The following is a 22,285-nucleotide window of genomic DNA, read 5'->3' on the forward strand; positions in this document are numbered from 1 at the left end:
GTATGCATTATATCCAGCAGCCACAAACCATTGAGGCCAACAGTTTCACCATTATTAGCGACATTATTCGCGAAACGCGTCCTGATTACCGTTTCGCCAGTCCGCTCCATGAGGCCATTATCAAGCGGGTTATTCATACCACCGCCGATTTCGACTGGCTGGACATTTTGTGGTTCTCTGCCGATGCGCTGGAGCAGCTTTGTGATGCGTTACGCCATCCGTGCATTATTTATACCGATACCACGATGGCGCTGTCCGGCATTAATAAAAGATTACTGGCGACGTTTGGCGGCGAGTGTCGCTGTTATATCAGCGATCCGCGCGTGGTGCGCGCCGCACAAACGCAGGGGATTACCCGTTCAATGGCCGCCGTCGATATCGCTATCGCCGAGGAGGAGAAAAACAAGCTCTTTGTTTTCGGTAATGCGCCGACGGCCCTGTTCCGTTTACTTGAACATAACGTGACGGTGAGCGGCGTGGTGGGCGTACCGGTAGGCTTTGTCGGCGCGGCGGAGTCCAAAGAGGCACTCACCCATAGCCATTTCCCCGCGGTTGCCGCGTTAGGGCGTAAAGGCGGCAGTAACGTGGCTGCCGCTATCGTCAATGCGTTGCTCTATCACCTCCGGGAGGCCTGATGAGCGAGCTTTCTTTTGACGCGCCGGTCTGGCACCACGGTAAAGCGTTACGTAAAGGATATACCACCGGTTCCTGCGCGACGGCGGCGGCAAAAGTCGCCGCGCTGATGGTATTACGTCAACATCTGATTCATCAGGTCTCCATCGTCACGCCGTCGGGCGTCACGCTATGCCTGAACGTGGAGTCGCCGCACATTGAAGGCCAGCAGGCGATAGCCGCAATTCGTAAAGATGGCGGCGATGATGTGGATGCCACGCACGGAATGCTGATTTTTGCCCGCGTTACGCTCAACGACAGCGGTGAGATTACGCTCACTGGCGGCGAAGGTATTGGTACGGTAACGCGTAAAGGGGTTGGACTGCCGCTCGGGAGCGCCGCCATCAATCGTACGCCGCGCCATACCATTGAGTCAGCGGTGCGCGAAGCGATAGGCCCGGCGCGTGGGGCCGATGTGGAGATTTTTGCCCCGGAAGGCGAAGCGCGGGCGCAAAAAACATATAACTCGCGGCTTGGCATTCTTGGCGGCATTTCCATTATTGGCACTACCGGCATTGTGACGCCGATGTCGGAAGAAAGCTGGAAACGCTCGCTATCGCTGGAGCTGGAGATCAAACGGGCGTCAGGATTAACGCGGGTGATACTCGTGCCGGGCAACCACGGCGAACGGTTTGTTCGCGAGCAAATGGGCGTCGACACACAGGCGGTCGTCACCATGAGCAATTTTGTCGGCTACATGATTGAAGAGGCGGTACGGCTGGGATTTTGCCAGATAGTGCTGGTGGGGCATCCTGGAAAATTGATCAAAATCGCCGCCGGGATTTTTCATACCCATAGCCATATTGCCGATGCGCGCATGGAAACGCTGGTCGCGCATTTAGCTTTACTGGGCGCGCCGCTGGAGTTACTCACCCTGGTCGGCGATTGCGATACCACTGAAGCGGCAATGGAGCACATTGAAGCATATGGCTTCGGGCATATCTATAACCATCTTGCCAGGCGCATTTGTTTGCGAGTCATGCAGATGCTGCGTTTTACCAAAACGCCGCCTGTCTGCGACGCCATCCTGTTTTCTTTTGATAACCATATTCTCGGCAGTAATCGTCCCGTCGACGAGATTGCTAAGGAGCTGCAATGCTAACGGTCGTGGGAATGGGGCCCGCCGGACGGCATTTGATGACCCCTGCGGCGCTGGAAGCGATAGACCACGCCGATGCGCTGGCAGGCGGTAAACGGCATTTGGCGCAGTTTCCGGCGTTTGGCGGCGAACGATTTACGCTGGGCGCGGATATTGGCGCGTTGTTGTCCTGGATTGCCGCCCGCTGGGATAAAGGGATCGTGGTGCTGGCCTCCGGCGATCCGCTGTTTTATGGCATCGGTACACGCCTGGTGGCGCATTTTGGTATCGAACAGGTTCGCATTATCCCTGGCATCAGCGCCGTACAGTATCTGTGCGCACAGGCTGGAATTGATATGAATGACATGTGGTTGACCAGTAGCCACGGTCGTTGCGTCAGCTTCGAGCAGTTGGCGAACCATCGCAAAGTGGCGATGGTCACGGATGCCCGCTGCGGGCCGCGGGAAATCGCCCGGGAACTGGTCGCGCGCGGTAAAGGGCATCGCTTAATGGTGATTGGTGAAAATCTGGCGATGGAAAATGAGCGGATCCACTGGCTACCCGTCAGTGCGGTCAACGCCGACTATGAAATGAATGCAGTGGTGATCCTGGATGAAAGATGAGCTTTTTCTGCGCGGCGAGAACGTGCCAATGACCAAAGAGGCGGTACGGGCGCTGGCGCTGTCGAAACTTGAGCTTCACCGCGCCAGTCACCTGATTGACGTCGGGGCGGGAACGGGAAGCGTCTCAATTGAAGCGGCGCTGCAATTTCCTTCGTTGCAGGTGACGGCTATCGAGCGTAATCCTGCCGCGCTACGGCTGCTTGATGAGAATCGTCAGCGCTTTGCCTGCGGCAATATCGATATTCTCCCCGGCGAAGCGCCAATGACCATAACCGGGAAAGCCGATGCGGTGTTTATGGGCGGCAGCGGCGGGCATCTGACGGCGCTGATTGACTGGGCGATGGGCCATCTGCATCCCGGTGGCCGTCTGGTGATGACCTTTATCTTACAGGAAAACCTCCATAGCGCGCTGGCGCATCTTGCGCACATCGGCGCATGTCGAATGGACTGTGTACAGCTTCAGCTTTCATCGTTAACGCCGCTGGGGGCGGGACACTATTTCAAACCGAACAACCCTGTTTTTGTTATCGCCTGTCAGAAGGAAGAAAACCATGTCAGAGACATTTGATCCACGCTGTGTATGGTTCGTCGGCGCCGGGCCGGGCGATCGCGAGCTGATCACGCTTAAAGGCTACCGCCTGCTGCAACAGGCGCAGATAGTTATCTATGCCGGTTCGCTGATCAATACCGAACTGCTGGATTACTGCCCCGCGCAGGCAGAACGCTACGACAGCGCCGAACTGCATCTTGAGCAGATTATCGAGCTGATGGCCGCGGGCGTGAAAGCGGGAAAAACGGTGGTGCGGTTGCAAACGGGCGATGTCTCGCTGTACGGCTCCGTACGTGAGCAAGGCGAAGAGTTAACTCGCCGTGGTATCGACTGGCAGGTAGTGCCTGGCGTCAGCGCGTTTCTCGGCGCTGCGGCGGAGCTGGGTGTGGAATATACCGTACCGGAAGTATCGCAGAGTCTCATTATTACCCGTCTGGAAGGGCGTACGCCAGTACCGGCGCGGGAACAACTGGAGGCTTTCGCCAGTCACCAGACGTCAATGGCGATTTATCTCTCCGTTCAGCGTATTCACCGGGTGGCGGAACGTCTCATTTCAGGTGGTTATCCGGCAACTACGCCTGTCGCGGTCATCTATAAGGCTACCTGGCCGGAAAGCCAGACCGTTCGCGGCACGTTAGCGGATATTAGCGACAAAGTACGTGATGCTGGCATCCGTAAGACGGCGCTGATTCTGGTCGGGAATTTTCTGGGTAAGGAGTATCACTACTCAAGACTTTATGCAGCGGACTTTAGCCATGAATACCGTAAAGCCTGAATCCATTGCGTTGTTTTGCCTGACTCCCGGCGGCGTGGCGCTGGCAAAGAGACTCGCCGCGATGCTGCCGTTAACCTGCTTTACCAGTGAAAAACTGCGGGAAGAGGGATTTATTCCCTTCGATGGCGGATTCGCTAATACCGCCCGGCAGGCTTTTACCACTTATACCGCGCTTATTTTTATCGGCGCGACCGGCATTGCCGTTCGTGTCCTGGCGCCGTTAGTGAACGACAAGTTCAGCGATCCGGCGGTGGTCGTCATTGATGAACGTGGTCAGCATGTCATTAGCCTGCTTTCCGGTCATGCGGGCGGGGCCAATGCCTTGACGCGCTACCTGGCAGGAATGTTAGGCGCCGATCCGGTGATTACCACGGCAACGGATGTCAATGAGATGTCCGCGTTGGACACCTTAGCTTTCCAGCTTAACGCCCGCATGACCGATTTTCGCACGGCGGTAAAAACCGTTAACCAGATGTTGGTCAGTCATCAACGTGTGGGGTTATGGTGGGATGCCGAACTAACGGAAGAGATCGGCCAGTGTGATATTCGCGGTTTTATCCCTGTTGATGATTTGCAGCGGCTGCCTGAACTGGATGCGCTTATCTGCGTCTCTTTGCGTAATGACCTCCCTGAGCTTCCCGTACCGCACTGGAAACTGGTGCCCCAGCGCGTGGTGGCGGGAATTGGCTGTCGCCGCGATACGCCATTTCCCCTGTTAGCGACATTACTGGCGCGCCAGCTTGAAGCGCAGAAACTCGATCCGCTGGCGTTAAAAGCGATTGGCAGCGTCACGCTCAAAAAAGGGGAGCCGGGGCTTATTCAGCTCGCCTCCTGCTGCCGCGTGCCTTTTAAAACCTTTACCGCCGAAGCGTTGCGCGAATTCGAACACCATTTTCCCGGTTCTGGCTTCGTCAGAAAAACGGTGGGCGTTGGCAGCGTATCCGGCCCGGCTGCGTGGTTATTAAGCCAGGGACAATTGTTAGGCGAGACCCTGCGAGAACAGGGCGTCACTATTACTTTAGGAGTTGCACACTGATGTTGAGCGTAATTGGTATTGGCCCCGGCTCGCAGGCAATGATGACGATGGAAGCGATTGAGGCGTTACAGGCGGCGGAAATCGTCGTGGGCTACAAAACCTATACCCATCTGGTTAAAGCATTCACCGGCGACAAACAGGTGATCAAGACCGGCATGTGTAAGGAAATTGAACGCTGCCAGGCGGCTATTGAACTGGCGCAGGCCGGGCATAACGTCGCGCTGATTAGCAGCGGCGACGCCGGTATTTACGGCATGGCGGGTCTGGTGCTGGAACTGGTCGGCAAGCAGAAACTGGACGTCGAGGTGCGGCTCATTCCTGGCATGACCGCCAGCATCGCCGCCGCCTCTTTACTGGGCGCGCCGCTAATGCATGACTTCTGCCATATCAGCCTCAGCGACCTGCTGACCCCGTGGCCGGTTATTGAAAAACGCATCGTTGCCGCCGGAGAGGCAGACTTTGTTATCTGTTTTTACAACCCGCGCAGCCGCGGGCGCGAAGGGCATCTGGCGCGCGCGTTTGACCTGCTTGCCGCCAGTAAAAGCGCGCAAACGCCGGTTGGCGTGGTGAAATCCGCCGGACGTAAGAAAGAGGAAAAATGGCTGACTACGCTCGGCGATATGGATTTTGAACCGGTAGATATGACCAGTCTGGTCATCGTCGGTAATAAAACGACCTATGTTCAGGATGGGCTGATGATAACGCCGCGAGGTTACACGCTGTGAATGAGGGGGATGTGCTGGTGGTGGGCGGCACCAGCGATGCGCGCGCGTTATGCCGACAACTGGATGCGGCGAACGTCGCGTACACCTTATCCGTGGCGACGCCAGCCGGAAAAGCGCTGGCGGGCGACATTAAAGGGCAGGTGCGCTGTGGTCGTCTGGAGTACGGGCAGATGGTCGCCTGGCTAAAAGAAAACCGTACTCGCTGGGTAATAGATGCATCGCATCCTTATGCAGAAATGGTCAGCCATAACCTCCTTCGCGCCTGTGAAACGGCAGGCGTGTTGTTAAGTCGTTATCAGCGTCCGGAGCAGCTTAGCAATCTGACGCATCCGCTTCTCTATACGGCGCGCAGTATTGCCGATGCCTGCGAGATAGCGAGGCGTTTTGGTCCGCGCGTGTTACTGACGACCGGCAGTAAAGATCTGGCCGTCTGGCGTGCCGGGCTGGCGGAAAAAACGTTGCTGGCGCGCGTACTGCCCGTGGCGGAGGTGATTCAACGCTGCAGCGAACTGGGGTTCGGCGTTGGAGAAATTTTCGCTCTGTGTGGGCCGTTCAGCGCTGATTTTAACGCCGCGTTTTACCACCAGTGCCGGGCCGACGTAGTCATTACCAAAGCGTCCGGCGCGGAGGGGGGATATCAGGAAAAAGTTCAGCCCTGTCTGGATGCGGGCATTCCCTGCATCGTTATTGCGCGCCCGACGCCGCTTGTGACGGGTGATGAGTTACTGGAAAGCCAGGCCGCCTTTGCGCAGCGTTTATCGCGCTGGCTGGCCGCAGCTAAGGAGTAAAAATGAAAAAAGCGCTTCTGGTAGTCAGTTTTGGCACCAGCTATCACGACACCTGTGAAAAAAACATTGTGGCGTGCGAACGTGATCTGGCGGCGTCCTGTCCCGATCGCGACCTGTTTCGCGCCTTCACTTCCGGAATGATCATTCGCAAGCTTCGCCAGCGTGACGGTATCGACATCGATACGCCATTACAGGCTTTGCAAAAGCTTGCCGCACAGGGATATCAGGACGTGGCGATTCAGTCGTTGCACATTATTAACGGCGACGAATATGAAAAAATTGTCCGTGAAGTACAAATCTTGCGTCCGTTATTCACTCGCCTGACGCTGGGTGTGCCGCTACTGAGCAGCCATAACGATTATGTTCAGCTAATGCAGGCGTTGCGACAACAGATGCCATCGCTCAGACAAACGGAGAAAGTCGTTTTTATGGGCCACGGCGCCAGCCATCACGCATTCGCAGCTTATGCCTGTCTCGATCATATGATGACCGCGCAGCGCTTTCCGGCGCGCGTCGGCGCCGTAGAAAGCTACCCGGAGGTCGACATCCTGATCGACAGCCTGCGTGACGAAGGCGTCACCGGCGTACATTTGATGCCATTAATGCTGGTGGCGGGCGATCACGCCATTAATGATATGGCTTCAGACGACGGCGACTCATGGAAAATGCGCTTTAACGCGGCGGGCATTCCGGCGACGCCGTGGCTGAGCGGGCTGGGAGAAAACCCGGCTATCCGGGCGATGTTTGTCGCGCATTTGCACCAGGCGCTGAACATGGCGGTGGAGGAGGCGGCATGAACGGTAAATTATACGCATTAAGTACCGGGCCAGGCGCGCCCGACCTGATAACCGTCCGCGCAGCGCGGATTCTTGGCTCGCTGGACATTCTGTATGCGCCCGCCGGTCGTAAGGGGGGCGATAGTCTGGCGTTGTCGATTGTGCGCGACTATCTCGGCGAGCAGACGGAAGTACGTTGTTGCCATTTCCCTATGAGCGCTGACGGCGCCGAGAAAGAAGCGGTCTGGAACGAGGTTGCCGCCGCGCTTACCGCAGAGGTGAAAGCGGGTAAACAGGTCGGTTTTATTACCCTGGGCGATGCGATGCTATTCAGTACCTGGATTTTTTTACTCCAGAGAATCGGCTGCCCGGAGTGGCTGGAGATTGTCCCCGGCGTCACGTCCTTCGCCGCGATAGCCGCCCGCGCGAAAATGCCGCTCGCCATAGAACGGCAATCGCTGGCGGTTATTTCTTGTACCGCGCCGGAAGCGGAAATAGCCCAGGCGCTACAACAGCATGATAGCCTGGTGTTGATGAAAGTGTATGGCCGATTCGCCCGTATTAAAGCGTTGCTGGCGCAGGCTGGCCTGCTGGAATGCGCCTTAATGATGTCCGAGGCCACGCTGCCCGGCGAGCAGTGCTGGCGCCACCTCCACGAGGTCAACGATGATCGAGCGTTGCCCTATTTTTCGACCATTCTGGTCAATAAACAGTGGGAGTATGCAGAATGAAACTTGAACAGCAGCTTAGACAGTTGTCTTTCAGTGGACTGGCTGCAGCGCTATTGCTGATGGTTGTCCCGCAACAGGCGTTTGCGATGCATATCATGGAGGGCTTTTTACCGCCAGTGTGGGCGCTGGCCTGGTGGTTACTGTTTTTACCCTGCTTGTGGTATGGGCTGGTACGCTTACGGCGTATTGTGCAGGAGGATAATCATCAGAAGGTACTGCTGGCGCTGTGCGGCGCGTTTATTTTTGTCCTGTCCGCGCTCAAAATTCCGTCGGTAACGGGGAGTTGTTCACATCCGACCGGCGTTGGTCTGGCGGTTATCTTGTTCGGGCCTGGGGTGGTGGCGATTCTCGGCGCGGTTGTGCTGTTGTTTCAGGCGCTATTGCTGGCGCACGGCGGCCTGACGACGCTTGGCGCAAACGGAATGTCGATGGCGGTGATTGGCCCGGTTGTCGGTTATCTGGTGTGGAAAATGGCCTGCCGTGCCGGACTGCGCCGCGATGTCGCCGTTTTTCTGTGCGCGATGCTGGCGGATTTGGCAACCTATTTTGTGACTTCAGTCCAGCTTGGCGTTGCGTTTCCCGATCCCCATGCCGGAGCGACAGGGTCTGTTGTGAAGTTTATGGGGATTTTCTGCCTCACACAGATTCCTGTCGCTATTGCTGAAGGTTTATTAACCGTCATGATTTATGACCAGTTAACCAAACGGCAAGTGATTACCGTACAAGGACATTAAAATGAAAAAAACGTTGATGTTGTTAGCGATGGTGGTGGCGCTGGTGATTCTGCCGTTTTTTATTAACCATGGCGGTGAATATGGCGGTTCAGACGGCGAAGCGGAAAGCCAGATTCAGGCTATTGCGCCGCAGTATAAACCCTGGTTTCAGCCGTTATATGAACCTGCCAGCGGTGAAATTGAAAGCCTGCTGTTTACCCTTCAGGGCTCTCTTGGCGCGGCGGTGATTTTTTATATCCTGGGGTATTGCAAAGGTAAACAACGCCGTGATGACCGGGCTTGATCGACTCAGCTATCAAAGCCGCTGGGTACACGTTGCGCCGCAGCGCAAGTTTTTGCTGTGGCTGGCGATGATGATACTGGCGTTTGTTCTGCCGCCTGTAGGGCAGGGCATTGAGCTGCTGATCATTGCCGGATTGAGTTGTTGGCTATTGCGCATATCCCTCTGGCGCTGGTGTCGATGGATGGCGATACCTTTTGGATTTTTGTTGGTCGGCGTGATAACGATTATCTTCAGCATCAGCCGCGAGCCGCAAATGCTGCTGGCTGGCATCTCTGTCGGGCCGTACTGGATCGGGATTACCCGTGCGGGCGTGGTTACGGCGAATGAAACGTTCTGGCGTAGCCTGACGGCGCTGTCCGCGACGTTGTGGCTGGTGATGAACCTACCGTTTCCGCAGTTAATTAGCTTGCTTAAGCGCGCGCATATTCCACGCCTGCTTACCGAGCAAATCCTGTTAACGTGGCGCTTTCTCTTTATTCTTCTGGATGAGGCGGTGGCAATCCGTCGTGCGCAAACGCTGCGTTTTGGTTATTGCAGCCTGCCGAACGGCTATCGATCTCTGGCAATGCTGACTGGACTCCTGTTTACGCGGGTGTTAATGCGTTATCAGCAAATGACCACCACGCTGGATATCAAACTGTATCAGGGTGATTTTCACCTGTAAGGACTATTATGCTTGCCACTTCAGACCTGTGGTTTCGTTATCAGGATGAGCCGGTACTTAAAGGGTTAAATCTGGATTTTTCGCTCTCGCCTGTTACCGGTTTGGTGGGCGCGAACGGTTGTGGGAAGTCTACGCTTTTTATGAACCTGAGCGGCCTGTTGCGTCCGCAAAAAGGGGCCGTATTGTGGCAGGGAAAACCGTTGGATTACAGCAAGCGCGGACTACTGGCGCTGCGCCAGCAAGTTGCGACGGTTTTTCAGGACCCTGAACAGCAGATTTTTTATACTGATATCGATAGCGACATTGCGTTTAGTTTACGTAATTTGGGGGTGCCGGAAGCGGAAATCACGCGTCGCGTCGACGAGGCGCTAACGCTGGTTGACGCCCAACATTTTCGCCATCAGCCCATTCAGTGTTTGAGTCATGGGCAAAAAAAACGTGTGGCTATCGCCGGAGCGCTGGTGCTACAGGCGCGCTATCTATTGCTGGATGAACCCACTGCTGGTCTCGATCCCGCAGGGCGCACTCAGATGCTTGCTATCATCAGGCGGATTGTGGCGCAGGGAAATCATGTCATTATCTCCAGCCATGATATCGATCTTATTTATGAAATTAGCGATGCCGTATACGTATTACGCCAGGGCCAGATCCTGACGCATGGCGCGCCTGGCGAGGTTTTCGCGTGTACGGAAGCGATGGAACAAGCGGGGCTAACCCAGCCCTGGCTGGTCAAACTTCATACTCAACTGGGACTGCCGCTGTGTAAAACAGAAACGGAGTTTTTTCATCGAATGCAAAAGTGCGCATTCAGGGAGGCGTCATGACGCAGGCAGTTATGTTGCAGGGGACGGCATCCGACGTCGGCAAAAGTGTGCTGGTGGCCGGTTTATGCCGCATTTTTTATCAGGATGGTCTGCGTACCGCGCCGTTTAAATCGCAAAATATGGCGCTTAATTCTGGTATTACGCCGGATGGTAAAGAGATGGGGCGGGCGCAAATTTTTCAGGCGGAAGCCGCGGGGATCACGCCAGATGTGCGTATGAACCCGGTGCTGCTCAAACCGACCAGCGATCGCCTGGCGCAGGTCGTGCTGATGGGGAAAGTGGCGACCAATATGGATGCGGTTAGTTACCATGACTATAAACCGCGTTTGCGTGAGCAAATCCTTGCGGTCTATAACAGCCTGGCGCAGGAATATGACGTTATTGTGCTGGAAGGCGCCGGAAGCCCGGCGGAAATCAATCTGCGCGATCGCGATATCGTCAATATGGGAATGGCGGAAATGGCCCAGTGTCCGGTTATTCTGGTGGCGGATATCGACCGGGGCGGCGTATTCGCCGCTATTTATGGCACGCTGGCGCTGCTGCATAAACAGGAGCGTGACAGAGTAAAGGGCGTCATTATCAACAAATTCCGCGGCGACGTGGCGCTACTCTATTCCGGTATCGAACAAATCGAATCGCTTACTGGCGTCCCGGTCCTGGGAGTGATGCCATGGCTGGATGTGGATCTGGAAGATGAAGATGGCGTCGCGCTGCAAAACGATAAATATCGCGGTAACGCCCCCCGTGATATCACTATTGCCATTGTGCAACTGCCACATATTTCTAACTTTACGGATTTTAACGCTCTGGCGGCGCAGCCGGATGTGCGCATACGCTATATTCGCCGCCCGGAAGCGTTGACTGACGCTGATCTGGTGATCCTGCCGGGCAGTAAGAATACGCTGAGCGACCTCGCCTGGCTGCGTGAAAGCGGGATGGCGGATGCGGTATTGCAGACACATCGGCAGGGCGTGCCGGTGATGGGGATTTGCGGCGGCTACCAGATGCTGGGCGACACCATTGTGGATGAGGTGGAGTCGGGGCTGGGTACGCAGCCGGGCCTGGGGCTGCTTAATACGATCACTCGCTTTGCACAGGATAAAACCACGACGCAGGTTAACGCGACAATGTCAGGCGAGCTGCCCGGCTGGCTGGCTGCCGCGGCGGGGCTACCGGTACGCGGTTATGAAATTCACATGGGGGAAACGGTGCTGCAGGAAGGATGCTGTACGGCCATGACGTTACAGAAAAATGGATGCTCTGTGGCGGATGGCGCGGTCACCGCCGACGGACTGGCGTTTGGCACTTACCTTCACGGCCTGTTTGACAGCGATGCGTTTACCCGTGCGGTGGTCAATGGGTTACGGGCGCGAAAAGGACTTGCGCCGTGGGAAACGACTTTTTGTTATGCGGAGCATAAAGCGCGGCAATTTGATCTGCTGGCGGAAGCGATGCGGCAACATATTGATATTGATGAAATTTATAACATCATGCAACAACATCAGGAGCCGGTATGATGATTCTGGTGACGGGCGGGGCGCGTAGTGGTAAAAGCCGTCATGCTGAAACCTTAATTGGCGATGCGCCGCAGGTACTGTATATCGCCACCTCGCAGATTCTTGATGACGAGATGGCGGCGAGAATTCAGCATCATAAAGATGGCAGGCCGGCACACTGGCGGACCGCAGAATGCTGGCGGCATCTTGATACGTTGATTACCGCGGATCTTGCCCCTGACGACGCGATTTTGCTGGAATGTATTACCACCATGGTGACGAATCTGCTGTTTGCGCTGGGAGGCGAAAACGATCCCGAACAATGGGATTATGCAGCGATGGAGCGCGGCATTGACGATGAAATTCAGATTTTAATTGCAGCCTGCCAGCGCTGCCCGGCGAAAGTGGTACTGGTGACAAATGAGGTGGGAATGGGGATCGTCCCGGAAAACCGTCTGGCGCGCCATTTTCGTGATATTGCCGGTCGGGTCAACCAACGACTGTCGGCAGCGGCGGATGAGGTCTGGCTGGTGGTCTCAGGTATTGGAGTCAAAATTAAATGAGTAAGCTGTTTTGGGCCATGCTCGCTTTTATTAGCCGCTTGCCCGTGCCGTCACGCTGGTCGCAGGGACTGGATTTCGAGCAGTATTCGCGTGGGATCGTGATGTTTCCCTTTATCGGGTTGATTCTGGGGGGCGTAAGCGGCCTGATTTTCATCCTCCTGCAACCCTGGTGCGGTATTCCGCTAGCGGCGTTGTTCTGTATTCTGGCGCTGGCGCTGCTGACCGGTGGTTTTCACCTGGATGGGCTGGCCGATACCTGCGATGGCATTTTTTCCGCGCGCCGCCGTGAGCGAATGCTGGAGATTATGCGCGATAGTCGTCTGGGAACCCATGGCGGGCTGGCGCTTATTTTTGTGCTCCTGACAAAAATTCTGGTGGTCAGCGAACTGGCGTTACGTGGAACGCCAATGTTGGCGGCGCTGGCAGCGGCCTGTGCGGCCGGACGCGGCAGCGCCGTTTTATTGATGTACCGTTATCGCTACGCCCGTGAAGAGGGGCTTGGCAATGTATTTATCGGTAAAGTCAGCGGACGGCAAACCTGCATTACTCTGGGATTGGCGATAATCATCGCCACGGTATTACTGCCTGGTATGCAAGGACTGGCCGCAATGGTGGTCACATGCGCGGCGATTTTCATCCTTGGCCAGTTGCTTAAACGTACGCTTGGCGGTCAAACCGGCGATACGCTGGGCGCGGCGATCGAACTTGGCGAATTGATCTTTCTGCTGGCTCTGTTATGAGCCGATTATTACGGACGAGACATCTTATGCAGACACTACACGCTTTACTCCGTGACATTCCTGCGCCGGACGCCGAGGCGATGGCGCGTGCGCAGCAACATATTGACGGCCTGCTCAAACCGCCGGGCAGCCTGGGCAGACTGGAAACCTTAGCCGTTCAGCTCGCGGGTATGCCGGGTCTTAACGGTACGCCGCAGGTAGGTGAAAAGGCGGTGCTGGTGATGTGCGCCGACCATGGCGTCTGGGATGAAGGCGTAGCGGTTTCGCCCAAAATCGTGACGGCGATTCAGGCGGCGAATATGACGCGGGGAACAACCGGCGTATGCGTGCTTGCCGCTCAGGCCGGTGCGAAGGTGCATGTCATTGATGTCGGTATTGATGCCGAACCTATTCCTGGCGTAGTTAATATGCGCGTCGCGCGCGGCTGCGGAAATATTGCCGTTGGCCCGGCGATGAGTCGCTTGCAGGCTGAGGCGCTTTTGCTGGAGGTTTCCCGCTACACCTGCGACCTGGCGCAACGCGGCGTGACCTTATTTGGCGTAGGGGAGCTGGGAATGGCGAACACTACGCCAGCCGCCGCGATGGTCAGCGTTTTTACAGGAAGTGATGCAAAAGAGGTGGTGGGGATTGGCGCGAATCTTCCGCCTTCCCGCATCGATAATAAAGTGGACGTCGTGCGGCGGGCGATTGCGATTAATCAGCCCAATCCGCGCGACGGCATTGATGTGTTGTCGAAGGTGGGTGGTTTTGATCTGGTCGGGATGACCGGCGTGATGCTTGGCGCGGCAAGGTGTGGCTTACCCGTATTGCTGGATGGCTTTCTTTCCTACTCGGCAGCGCTGGCGGCCTGTCAGATTGCGCCTGCGGTGAGACCTTATCTGATCCCGTCGCACTTTTCGGCGGAAAAGGGCGCCCGCATCGCGCTCGCGCATTTGTCTATGGAACCCTATTTGCATATGGCGATGCGGTTAGGTGAAGGAAGCGGCGCGGCGCTGGCGATGCCGATCGTGGAAGCCGCGTGCGCCATGTTCCACAACATGGGGGAGTTGGCGGCCAGTAATATTGTCCTGCCGGAGGGGAACGCAAACGCAACATAACCCGGGCGCACAACACCAGCCATGTGAGAAAAAAGCTATACTTAACGCACACCTGCCGCGACAAAGGAAGGGATATAATGCGTCGTATCACACCTTTTTTTCCGTTTTTCGTCTTGTTGGTAAGCCATTTCTCGCTGGCTATAAGCTATCCGTTGCCGCCCGAAGGCAGTCGTCTGGTAGGACAGCCTGTCACAATCGCCGTACCGCAGAACAATACTCAGCCCTTAGAGTCATTTGCCGCCCGCTATGGTCAGGGGCTGAGTAATATGCTTGAAGCGAATCCCGGCGTGGATGTGTTTTTACCTCAGTCTGGTTCCACACTGGTAGTGCCGCAGCAGTTGATTCTGCCTGACACCGTTCGTGAAGGTATTGTGGTAAACGTCGCCGAGATGCGCCTTTATTATTATCCCGCAGGCACGAATACGGTTGAGGTGCTACCCATTGGTATTGGTCAGGCTGGCCGTGAAACGCCGCGCAACTGGGTAACTGCGGTTGAACGCAAACAAGATGGCCCGGTTTGGGTGCCAACGGCTAATACGCGTCGGGAATATGCTAAAGAGGGAAAAACGCTGCCCGCGATGGTGCCTGCGGGGCCGGATAACCCTATGGGGCTATACGCAATATATATCGGCAGGTTATATGCCATCCATGGCACTAACGCTAACTTTGGCATTGGCCTTCGCGTCAGTCAGGGCTGTATCCGTTTACGCAATGACGATATTAAATATTTATTCGACCATGTTCCTGTAGGAACCCGCGTTCAGATTATCGACAGGCCCGTTAAATTTTCGGTAGAGCCGGATGGCAGTCGTTGGCTGGAGGTACACGAACCGCTTTCTCGCAACCGTGCTGAATTTGAGTCAGACAAAAAAGTTCCATTGCCCGTTACGCCAGTGCTGCGCACGTTTATCAAAGGGGATGACGTTGATACTTCGCGGGTTAATGAGGTGCTGGAGCGCCGTTCCGGAATGCCGGTCAACATTAGCGCGGGCAGGCCTGGCCTTTAAATATCCTGCCACATTGCTGGTTTTCATGGGCTGGAGCATCTGTATTAGTAGTGAGTGTCATGGCAGGGGCTCCATTTCTCAGCGAACCGCGAGCCCTCCGATTAAGCTCAAAGTCATAAATCTTTTCTCCGGCATCGCCGGAGGTTTTTTATATGCGTCTGCAAGGCTCTCTTATCCACCGCGCCGAGTATTCTTTTCGGTCGAAATGATATTTGAGATACCAGAGGCATGAACCGCCCGGACTGACAAGCAGATACAGACCGTGAGAAGCGGTCAGTTTAAAGGGAGTTGGTGAAGGTTTAGTAGCGCGGATTTTACTGTCAGTAAGGGGCATGTGGTGATCACTCCTTTATCTAACTGAAATGACCCCAAATCAGACCACCAATTTGTCCCGATGCGGAGAGATAAATCAATATGCACTGAGACAGTTTTCTACGCTAACTCTCTGAATCAAAATACTATTGAGACATGCTGAGATGCCTGAAAACAGGAATTTGGCTCCTCTGACTGGGTGCGTTTTTTATCTCATTGAATAATAAAATATTTATTTTCTAAATTCAAAATAAGGCCCTTATAAAAGCCCCGATCGTAATGATGCACTAAGAATGTGATTTTTATCACATTTTAAAAGTGGGATTATTTCCCCCCATCTTGCCATTTCCACTAGATATTATTAACGGATACTTGAATTAATTCGATTATTCAATAATGATTGAAATATTGAATCATAGAGGGCCGCCCCACATTATGAACAAACAAACTGCCACAACCATCTTTGAATCCCTCTCCTCCGGTGTACGTCTGGACGTATATCGCCTACTGATAAAAATGGGTACCGAGGGCATGGTTGCCGGGGAGATCGCTTCAACGCTGGATATCCCGCCGACTAACTTATCGTTTCATTTAAAGGCGCTGACGCAAGCCGGGATGCTGACGGTAGAACAGGAAGGTCGTTACCAGCGTTATCGTGCCAACATCCCACTGATGCTGGATTTAATCGGCTGGCTGACCGAGGAGTGCTGCTCAGGCCACCCGGAACAATGCGCGGATTTTCGTTCGGCTTCTTCCTGCTCAGAAGCCGTTTTACCACCACTCAACACCACGAAAAAGAGTAAATCATGAACGTACTTTTTCTCTGTACCGGCAACTCCTGCCGTTCCGTGCTGGCCGAAGCCACGTTTAACCATCTGGCTCCTGCCGGATGGCGCGCCATGAGCGCAGGCAGTCACCCGGCGGGTTACGTACATCCCCGAGCACTGGCGTTGTTGGCGCGGGAAGGCATTTCAACAGAAGGCTATTTCAGCAAATTGTGGGATGGCCTGCCGCAGACGCCGGATATTGTCGTGACAGTCTGTTCAAACGCTGCCGGAGAAACCTGTCCGGCCTGGCTCGGTAACGTGATGCGTACCCATTGGGGCGTTGACGATCCGGCTCGTGCTACCGGTAGCGATGCCGAAATCGATACGGCTTTTGTCACTGCTTACCAGACATTACGTGCGCGTATTGAAGCTTTTCTGGCGCTGCCGCTGAATGAATTGCTGCACGATCGCGCTCGTCTGAAAGTTGAACTGGATCGTATTGGCGAAATTTTTTAACGACCTGTATTTCAATAATTGATGGAGAGTCAAATGAAGACGATTCAGATTTTCGATCCCGCATTATGCTGTTCTTCCGGCGTCTGTGGCCCGGAAACCGATCCGGCGCTGGTCGCATTCGCCGCTGATTTTGAGTGGGCCAGAACGCAGGGCGTCAATATTGAGCGTTTCAATCTGGCGCAGCAACCATTGCTCTTCGCACAGAACGAAATCGTTAAAGGCTTTCTGGCCCGTTCCGGCAAAGAGGCGCTACCGCTGATTCTGGTGGATGGTGAAGTCGCACTGGCTGGTCGCTACCCTCGCAGAGAGGAACTGGCGCGTTGGATGGGGCTTACCGTCTATTCGAGTTTTACGCCAGCGGCTTCCTCCTGTTGCGGCGGCGATAAGTGCTGCTGACGGACTGATTTCCCGCTTTATTTAATTTAAAGGAGTCTTTTTTATGCTGATGCTTCGGCAGGTGCCCCCCTTTTTGTTTTTTACCGGTAAAGGCGGTGTGGGTAAAACATCGCTGGCCTGTGCTACCGCGATTCATCTGACCGCCTCTGGCAAACGTGTACTGTTGGTCAGCACCGATCCGGCTTCCAATGTGGCGCAGGTATTTGAACAGACTATCGGTCATCAGATAACCCCGATTGCAGCGGTTAACGGACTGGCTGCGCTGGAAGTCGATCCGTCCGCTGCCGCAGCGGCATACCGTGAGCGCATTGTTGGACCGGTGCGTGGAATTCTGCCGGACGACATCGTAGCGGGTATTGAGGAGCAGCTTTCCGGTGCCTGTACCACCGAAATAGCCGCCTTTGACGAATTCACCGCGCTGCTGACTAATCAGCAACTGCGCGATGAGTACGATCATATTGTGTTCGACACCGCGCCAACCGGGCATACGCTACGAATGCTGCAACTGCCCGGCGCGTGGAGCGGTTATCTCGACAACAGCCAGCACGGTGCGTCCTGTCTCGGACCGCTGGCCGGGCTGGAAAAACAGCGCAGCCAGTATCGTGCCGCCGTAGACGCACTGGCGAATGCGGAACTGACGCGAATGGTGCTGGTCGCCAGAGCGCAAACCGCAACATTGAAGGAAGTATCGCGCACTTATGACGAACTAGCCGCCATCGGCCTGACGCAGCAGTATCTGGTCATTAACGGCCTGTTGCCTGATCAGGAAGCCGCACACGATAAGCTGGCGCAGGCACTGTATCAACGTGAACAACAGGCGCTGCAACATTTACCTGATAACCTGCGAGCATTGCCTTGCGATCGCCTGCCGCTAAAACCGTTCAATATGGTGGGTCTGGTGGCATTACGTGGCCTGCTGGACGACAGCGCAACAGGCGCGCCGGTGGAAAGCGGAGATATACCGCCCGTTGACCTCCCTTCGCTGTCATCGCTAATCGATGGGTTCGCATCTCAGGGACATGGCCTGATCATGCTGATGGGCAAAGGTGGCGTGGGGAAAACCACGCTGGCGGCGGCTATTGCCGTTGAACTGGCCCGTCGCGGTTATCCGGTTCACCTGTCCACATCCGATCCGGCGGCGCACCTGACCGACACGCTGGATGGCTCATTCGACGGTCTGACCGTCAGTCGTATCGATCCACTGGCCGAAACCGAGCGTTACCGGCAGCAGGTGATGGCTGAGCAGGGTAAAAAACTCGACGAACAGGGTCGTGCCGTTCTTGAAGAAGATCTGCGTTCTCCCTGCACGGAAGAAATTGCCGTGTTTCAGGCTTTCTCCCGCATCATTCAGGAGGCAGGTAAGCAGTTTGTCGTCATGGATACCGCACCAACCGGCCATACGTTGCTGCTGCTTGACGCTACTGGCGCTTACCACCGTGAGATTGCCCGACTGGCCGGGGAACACGGTCAGCCCGTACTGACGCCCATGATGCGCCTACAGGACAGCGAGCAGACGAAAGTTCTCATCGCCACGCTGGCGGAAACCACGCCGGTGCTGGAAGCCGCTCATTTGCAGGACGACCTGCGTCGCGCGGGGATTGAACCGTGGGGCTGGGTCATTAATAACAGCCTGATCAATACGCCGACTACATCGCCGCTGCTGCGCCAGCGTGCCGAACGCGAACGGTCGCAGATTGATGCCGTCTGTACCCACCATGCCCGACGCTGTGCGCTGGTGCCGCTACAGGCGGAAGAGCCTGTCGGTGTGGAACGTTTGCTACAACTGAGCACAACGGGAAAATAAACCTAAAGGAGCCTGCTATGTCCGCACAAACCCAGGCCGCTCCGGCCATGAACCTGTTTGAACGTTACCTGAGCGTCTGGGTTGCGCTCTGCATCGCCATCGGTATTCTGCTCGGGCAGGTAATGCCGGGCGTCTTTCGCGTTATCGGCGGTCTGGAGATTGCCCGCGTCAATTTGCCGGTCGGTTTGCTTATTTGGGTAATGATTATTCCTATGCTGCTGCGCATTGATTTCGGGGCATTGGGGCAGGTCAAAGCGCACTGGCGCGGGATCGGCGTAACGTTGTTTATCAACTGGCTGGTTAAACCATTCTCAATGGCGCTGCTCGGCTGGCTGTTCATCCGTTATTTATTCGCGCCGTGGCTGCCAACCGATCAGCTTGACAGCTACATCGCCGGGCTTATTCTGCTGGCCGCCGCGCCCTGTACGGCAATGGTGTTTGTCTGGAGCCGACTCACCAACGGCGACCCTTATTTCACGCTGTCGCAGGTGGCGCTGAACGATGCCATCATGATTTTCGCCTTTGCGCCGATTGTTGGGCTGCTACTCGGCTTGTCCTCAATCATCGTGCCGTGGGCCACCCTGTTAACCTCCGTGGTACTGTACATCGTTGTGCCGGTTATTCTGGCCCAGCTCTGGCGTAAGGCCCTGCTACGCAAGGGGCAAGCGGCATTCGATAATGCGCTGACGAAAATCGGCCCGTGGTCAATGGCGGCATTACTGGCAACGCTGGTGTTACTGTTTGCGTTTCAGGGCGAAGCCATTCTGCAACAGCCGCTGGTCATTGCCCTGCTGGCGGTGCCAATTCTGATTCAGGTGCTGTTTAACTCGGCACTGGCCTATGGGTTGAATCGACTGGTGGGCGAAAAGCACAATATTGCCTGTCCATCCAGCCTGATCGGCGCATCGAACTTCTTTGAACTGGCTGTCGCAGCGGCAATCAGCCTGTTTGGTTTTCATTCCGGTGCGGCGCTGGCGACCGTGGTTGGGGTGCTCATTGAGGTGCCGGTGATGCTGCTGGTTGTGCGAGTGGTGAATCGTTCGAAAGGGTGGTATGAGAGAGCTTAGCGGAGATATTATCCCTCTCTAATTATCCGTTCGCGGCAAACATTCAGACAGTTTCTCAAGGGGCAGGGCCGGGTAATGCTGTGTTTCAGGCGGCGTGAACTCACCATCCAGATTTTGCGCAGGGTTCGACCTGATTAACTGTTTTTTCACCGCATAGGGGCCAAAAGCCAGCTTCTTCTCTTTCTCGTCAATGCGGTACTTCATGTACCAGAGTTTCGAGCCGTTGGGTTTGATCAGCAGGTAGAGTCCTGAACTGTCGGTAATCTTGAAGGATTTCTCGGTGGGTTTGATCTTGCGGATAGCGGTATCGGTTAATGCCATCGGCGGGGGCTCCATTTCTCAACGAACCGTGAGGCCCCCGATTAAGTCCCCAAAAACTATAGGTGTCAAAAAACCCGGCAAACCTTATCAGGTTAACCGGGTAAAGATAAGTTCTTGTTTTTTAAACATCTCCGGACTCACCAGGATGTCCCGAAACTAAAATCTGGCTCCTCTGACTGGACTCGAACCAGTGACATACGGATTAACAGTCCGCCGTTCTACCGACTGAACTACAGAGGAATCGTGTGGGGTCGTATATTAGCGGCGGAAAAATTTTTGTCAAACCCCATTTAACCTCTTACAGATTCGATTGCGGGTTATCTCATCACTTTGTTGCATTTGCAGACATTTTTTCTGCAAAAAGCTTTGCAGCCTTACGATTTCTCGCTCATTATTGAAATGTGGTTTCAACTCTCTTCTTTAAGGTCCATTTTGAACGTCTCCACTGCCTTACGCCAGGCTGTCGTCCGTACGCCCTGGTATGCCAAACGCAAGAGCTACAAAGTGTTGTTCTGGCGTGAAATCACCCCACTTGCTATCCCCATTTTTCTGGAAAATACCTGTGTTTTGCTAATGGGCGTGCTCAGTACTTTTCTCGTCAGTTGGCTGGGCAAGGAAGCAATGGCGGGCGTGGGGCTTGCCGACAGTTTTAATATGGTAATTATGGCTTTTTTTGCGGCTATCGATCTTGGTACTACGGTGGTGGTCGCCTTTAGCCTCGGCAAGCGCGACAGGCGACGCGCAAGAGCAGCGGCGCGCCAGTCGCTGGTGATTATGACGCTATTTGCCGTTGTGCTGGCAGTGGTCATTCATTATTTCGGCAGTGAAATTATTAATATTGTCGCAGGCGAGGCGACGCCAGAAGTAAAGGGGCTGGCGTTAACGTACCTTGAACTGACGGTGCTGAGTTATCCGGCTGCGGCAATTGCGCTAATCGGTAGCGGCGCGCTGCGTGGGGCAGGGAATACGAAAATCCCGTTGATGATTAACGGCGGGATGAACATTCTCAATATTATCATCAGCAGCATCCTGATTTACGGGGCTTTCTCCTGGCAAGGGCTGGGTTTTGCCGGCGCGGGGCTGGGATTAACCATTTCGCGCTACATCGGCGCGGTAGCGATTATTTGGGTGCTGATGATTGGTTTTAATCCGGCGCTGCGCATTCCGCTGAAAAGCTATCTGAAGCCGCTGAATTTCGGCATTATCTGGGAAGTGATGGGTATCGGTATTCCGGCGAGCATTGAATCAGTGCTGTTCAACGGTGGCAAGCTACTGACGCAAATGTTTGTCGCAGGAATGGGCACTAACGTTATTGCGGGCAACTTTATTGCCTTTTCCGTGGCGGCGCTTATCAACCTGCCGGGTAACGCCCTTGGTTCGGCGTCGACTATTATCACCGGTAAGCGTCTTGGTACCGGGCAAATTGGTCAGGCAGAGCGTCAACTGCGCCATGTATTCTGGATGTCGACTATCGTACTTACGGCAATTGCGTGGGGGACGGCGCCGTTTGCGGGTCTGTTTGCCTCATTTTATACCCAGGAGCAGGACGTAAAAGAGGTAGTTAAAGTTCTGCTCTGGCTTAATGCTGCCTTTATGCCAATTTGGGCGGCCGCGTGGGTGCTGCCGTCGGGTTTTAAAGGCGCGCGCGATGTGCGATTTGCGATGTGGGTATCGATGCTGGGGATGTGGGGCTGTCGCGTTGTGGCAGGGTATACGCTTGGTATTGTGCTGGGTATGGGGGTTGTAGGGGTTTGGCTGGGGATGTTTCTTGACTGGGCCGTGCGCGGCGCGCTGTTTTACTGGCGTCTGGTAAGCGGGCGCTGGCTGTGGAGATACCCGCGCGTAAAGAGGGAGTAAGCGCTTTTTGCTGTGAAAATCATCAGGAAACGGTGAATTTTAACCGAAGTGTGGAATAAAGCAGCAAACGAACTTTTTTTGTG

The 22,285-nt window shown here is 55.0% G+C and carries 27 protein-coding genes and 1 tRNA gene; 25 read left to right on the forward strand and 3 right to left on the reverse strand.

Features of this window, described 5'->3' with window-relative positions; genetic code table 11:
* The first annotated feature begins 2 nt into the window (after nt 1–2).
* The 19 genes from J4617_RS01075 to ldtA all read left to right on the forward strand — a co-directional run bounded on the left by J4617_RS01075 (nt 3) and on the right by ldtA (nt 15,162).
* Complete coding sequence (locus tag J4617_RS01075) at nt 3–635, forward strand: cobalt-precorrin-8 methylmutase (protein ID WP_000558988.1); 633 nt, start codon at nt 3–5, stop codon at nt 633–635.
* Nucleotides 635–1,774: a cobalt-precorrin-5B (C(1))-methyltransferase CbiD gene (gene cbiD / locus J4617_RS01080; protein WP_001292914.1), complete on the forward strand. Its 1,140-nt coding sequence runs from the start codon at nt 635–637 to the stop codon at nt 1,772–1,774. Before J4617_RS01075 ends, cbiD begins: the two co-directional genes overlap by 1 nt.
* Entirely contained in the window at nt 1,768–2,373 is a 606-nt protein-coding gene (locus tag J4617_RS01085; protein WP_000958841.1) for a cobalt-precorrin-7 (C(5))-methyltransferase, read from the forward strand. The genes cbiD and J4617_RS01085 overlap by 7 nt, the downstream gene beginning before the upstream one ends.
* On the forward strand, nt 2,363–2,941 hold the full coding sequence (locus J4617_RS01090; protein WP_000650985.1) for a decarboxylating cobalt-precorrin-6B (C(15))-methyltransferase: 579 nt from the start codon (nt 2,363–2,365) through the stop codon (nt 2,939–2,941). The genes J4617_RS01085 and J4617_RS01090 overlap by 11 nt, the downstream gene beginning before the upstream one ends.
* Nucleotides 2,925–3,698 carry a cobalt-precorrin-4 methyltransferase gene (locus J4617_RS01095; protein WP_017465525.1) on the forward strand — a complete coding sequence of 258 codons (774 nt, stop codon included), beginning with the start codon at nt 2,925–2,927 and terminating at the stop codon, nt 3,696–3,698. The genes J4617_RS01090 and J4617_RS01095 overlap by 17 nt, the downstream gene beginning before the upstream one ends.
* On the forward strand, nt 3,679–4,734 hold the full coding sequence (gene cbiG / locus J4617_RS01100) for a cobalt-precorrin 5A hydrolase (protein ID WP_020839248.1): 1,056 nt from the start codon (nt 3,679–3,681) through the stop codon (nt 4,732–4,734). The genes J4617_RS01095 and cbiG overlap by 20 nt, the downstream gene beginning before the upstream one ends.
* Nucleotides 4,734–5,459, forward strand: coding sequence for a precorrin-3B C(17)-methyltransferase (locus J4617_RS01105; RefSeq protein WP_000953637.1), 726 nt, complete (start codon nt 4,734–4,736; stop codon nt 5,457–5,459). The genes cbiG and J4617_RS01105 overlap by 1 nt, the downstream gene beginning before the upstream one ends.
* Nucleotides 5,456–6,247, forward strand: coding sequence for a cobalt-precorrin-6A reductase (locus J4617_RS01110; protein WP_001001975.1), 792 nt, complete (start codon nt 5,456–5,458; stop codon nt 6,245–6,247). The genes J4617_RS01105 and J4617_RS01110 overlap by 4 nt, the downstream gene beginning before the upstream one ends.
* A gap of 2 nt (nt 6,248–6,249) precedes the next feature.
* Entirely contained in the window at nt 6,250–7,044 is a 795-nt protein-coding gene (locus J4617_RS01115; RefSeq protein WP_000709777.1) for a sirohydrochlorin cobaltochelatase, read from the forward strand.
* On the forward strand, nt 7,041–7,754 hold the full coding sequence (locus tag J4617_RS01120) for a cobalt-factor II C(20)-methyltransferase (protein WP_017465527.1): 714 nt from the start codon (nt 7,041–7,043) through the stop codon (nt 7,752–7,754). The genes J4617_RS01115 and J4617_RS01120 overlap by 4 nt, the downstream gene beginning before the upstream one ends.
* Entirely contained in the window at nt 7,751–8,488 is a 738-nt protein-coding gene (cbiM, locus tag J4617_RS01125) for a cobalt ECF transporter S component CbiM (RefSeq protein WP_000764336.1), read from the forward strand. Before J4617_RS01120 ends, cbiM begins: the two co-directional genes overlap by 4 nt.
* Before the next feature lies 1 nt (nt 8,489).
* Nucleotides 8,490–8,771, forward strand: a complete 282-nt coding sequence (locus J4617_RS01130; RefSeq protein ID WP_000753212.1) for an energy-coupling factor ABC transporter substrate-binding protein — start codon at nt 8,490–8,492, stop codon at nt 8,769–8,771.
* Nucleotides 8,758–9,435, forward strand: coding sequence for an energy-coupling factor ABC transporter transmembrane protein (locus J4617_RS01135; RefSeq protein ID WP_017465528.1), 678 nt, complete (start codon nt 8,758–8,760; stop codon nt 9,433–9,435). Before J4617_RS01130 ends, J4617_RS01135 begins: the two co-directional genes overlap by 14 nt.
* 8 nt (nt 9,436–9,443) lie before the next feature.
* Nucleotides 9,444–10,259 (forward strand): energy-coupling factor ABC transporter ATP-binding protein, encoded by an 816-nt coding sequence (locus J4617_RS01140; protein WP_000881542.1) that lies wholly within the window; start codon nt 9,444–9,446, stop codon nt 10,257–10,259.
* Nucleotides 10,256–11,776: a cobyric acid synthase gene (locus J4617_RS01145; RefSeq protein WP_017465529.1), complete on the forward strand. Its 1,521-nt coding sequence runs from the start codon at nt 10,256–10,258 to the stop codon at nt 11,774–11,776. Before J4617_RS01140 ends, J4617_RS01145 begins: the two co-directional genes overlap by 4 nt.
* Nucleotides 11,773–12,318, forward strand: coding sequence for a bifunctional adenosylcobinamide kinase/adenosylcobinamide-phosphate guanylyltransferase (cobU, locus tag J4617_RS01150; RefSeq protein WP_000973194.1), 546 nt, complete (start codon nt 11,773–11,775; stop codon nt 12,316–12,318). The genes J4617_RS01145 and cobU overlap by 4 nt, the downstream gene beginning before the upstream one ends.
* The gene (gene cobS / locus J4617_RS01155; RefSeq protein ID WP_017465530.1) at nt 12,315–13,058 is read left to right on the forward strand and encodes an adenosylcobinamide-GDP ribazoletransferase; all 744 of its coding nucleotides are present in this window, start codon (nt 12,315–12,317) and stop codon (nt 13,056–13,058) included. The genes cobU and cobS overlap by 4 nt, the downstream gene beginning before the upstream one ends.
* Before the next feature lie 26 nt (nt 13,059–13,084).
* Nucleotides 13,085–14,155 carry a nicotinate-nucleotide--dimethylbenzimidazole phosphoribosyltransferase gene (gene cobT / locus J4617_RS01160; protein WP_001193983.1) on the forward strand — a complete coding sequence of 357 codons (1,071 nt, stop codon included), beginning with the start codon at nt 13,085–13,087 and terminating at the stop codon, nt 14,153–14,155.
* Between the two features lie 77 nt (nt 14,156–14,232).
* Entirely contained in the window at nt 14,233–15,162 is a 930-nt protein-coding gene (gene ldtA / locus J4617_RS01165) for a L,D-transpeptidase (RefSeq protein ID WP_001252816.1), read from the forward strand.
* Between the two features lie 148 nt (nt 15,163–15,310).
* Here ldtA and J4617_RS23160 read toward each other — a convergent pair whose 3' ends face one another.
* A complete protein-coding gene (locus J4617_RS23160) occupies nt 15,311–15,496 on the reverse strand; it encodes an Arm DNA-binding domain-containing protein (protein ID WP_001624696.1) in 186 nt (61 codons plus the stop codon).
* 413 nt (nt 15,497–15,909) lie between these two features.
* On the opposite strand from J4617_RS23160, the gene J4617_RS01170 reads away from it, so the two are divergent.
* From J4617_RS01170 to arsB, 5 genes are read left to right on the forward strand one after another with little or no spacing between them, the layout of a single operon-like run.
* A complete protein-coding gene (locus J4617_RS01170) occupies nt 15,910–16,284 on the forward strand; it encodes a helix-turn-helix domain-containing protein (RefSeq protein WP_001041816.1) in 375 nt (124 codons plus the stop codon).
* Entirely contained in the window at nt 16,281–16,757 is a 477-nt protein-coding gene (locus J4617_RS01175; protein ID WP_017465531.1) for an arsenate reductase ArsC, read from the forward strand. Before J4617_RS01170 ends, J4617_RS01175 begins: the two co-directional genes overlap by 4 nt.
* A 33-nt stretch (nt 16,758–16,790) precedes the next feature.
* Nucleotides 16,791–17,153, forward strand: a complete 363-nt coding sequence (gene arsD, locus J4617_RS01180) for an arsenite efflux transporter metallochaperone ArsD (RefSeq protein ID WP_000849417.1) — start codon at nt 16,791–16,793, stop codon at nt 17,151–17,153.
* Nucleotides 17,154–17,196: 43 nt separating this feature from the next.
* Nucleotides 17,197–18,957: an arsenical pump-driving ATPase gene (gene arsA / locus J4617_RS01185; RefSeq protein WP_017465532.1), complete on the forward strand. Its 1,761-nt coding sequence runs from the start codon at nt 17,197–17,199 to the stop codon at nt 18,955–18,957.
* A 17-nt stretch (nt 18,958–18,974) separates the two neighbouring features.
* Nucleotides 18,975–20,024, forward strand: a complete 1,050-nt coding sequence (gene arsB, locus J4617_RS01190; protein ID WP_001276040.1) for an ACR3 family arsenite efflux transporter — start codon at nt 18,975–18,977, stop codon at nt 20,022–20,024.
* Nucleotides 20,025–20,042: 18 nt separating this feature from the next.
* Here arsB and J4617_RS01195 read toward each other — a convergent pair whose 3' ends face one another.
* Nucleotides 20,043–20,345, reverse strand: coding sequence for an Arm DNA-binding domain-containing protein (locus J4617_RS01195; RefSeq protein WP_001219031.1), 303 nt, complete (start codon nt 20,343–20,345; stop codon nt 20,043–20,045).
* 164 nt (nt 20,346–20,509) lie between these two features.
* A tRNA-Asn gene (locus tag J4617_RS01200) sits at nt 20,510–20,585 on the reverse strand.
* Between the two features lie 159 nt (nt 20,586–20,744).
* Here J4617_RS01200 and J4617_RS01205 point away from each other — a divergent pair.
* Nucleotides 20,745–22,202 (forward strand): EmmdR/YeeO family multidrug/toxin efflux MATE transporter, encoded by a 1,458-nt coding sequence (locus J4617_RS01205; protein ID WP_001538409.1) that lies wholly within the window; start codon nt 20,745–20,747, stop codon nt 22,200–22,202.
* The last annotated feature ends 83 nt before the right edge of the window (nt 22,203–22,285 follow it).

The organism is Salmonella sp. 32010601201800023SM, assembly GCF_017572235.1.
Taxonomy (GTDB): Bacteria; Pseudomonadota; Gammaproteobacteria; order Enterobacterales; family Enterobacteriaceae; genus Salmonella; species Salmonella enterica.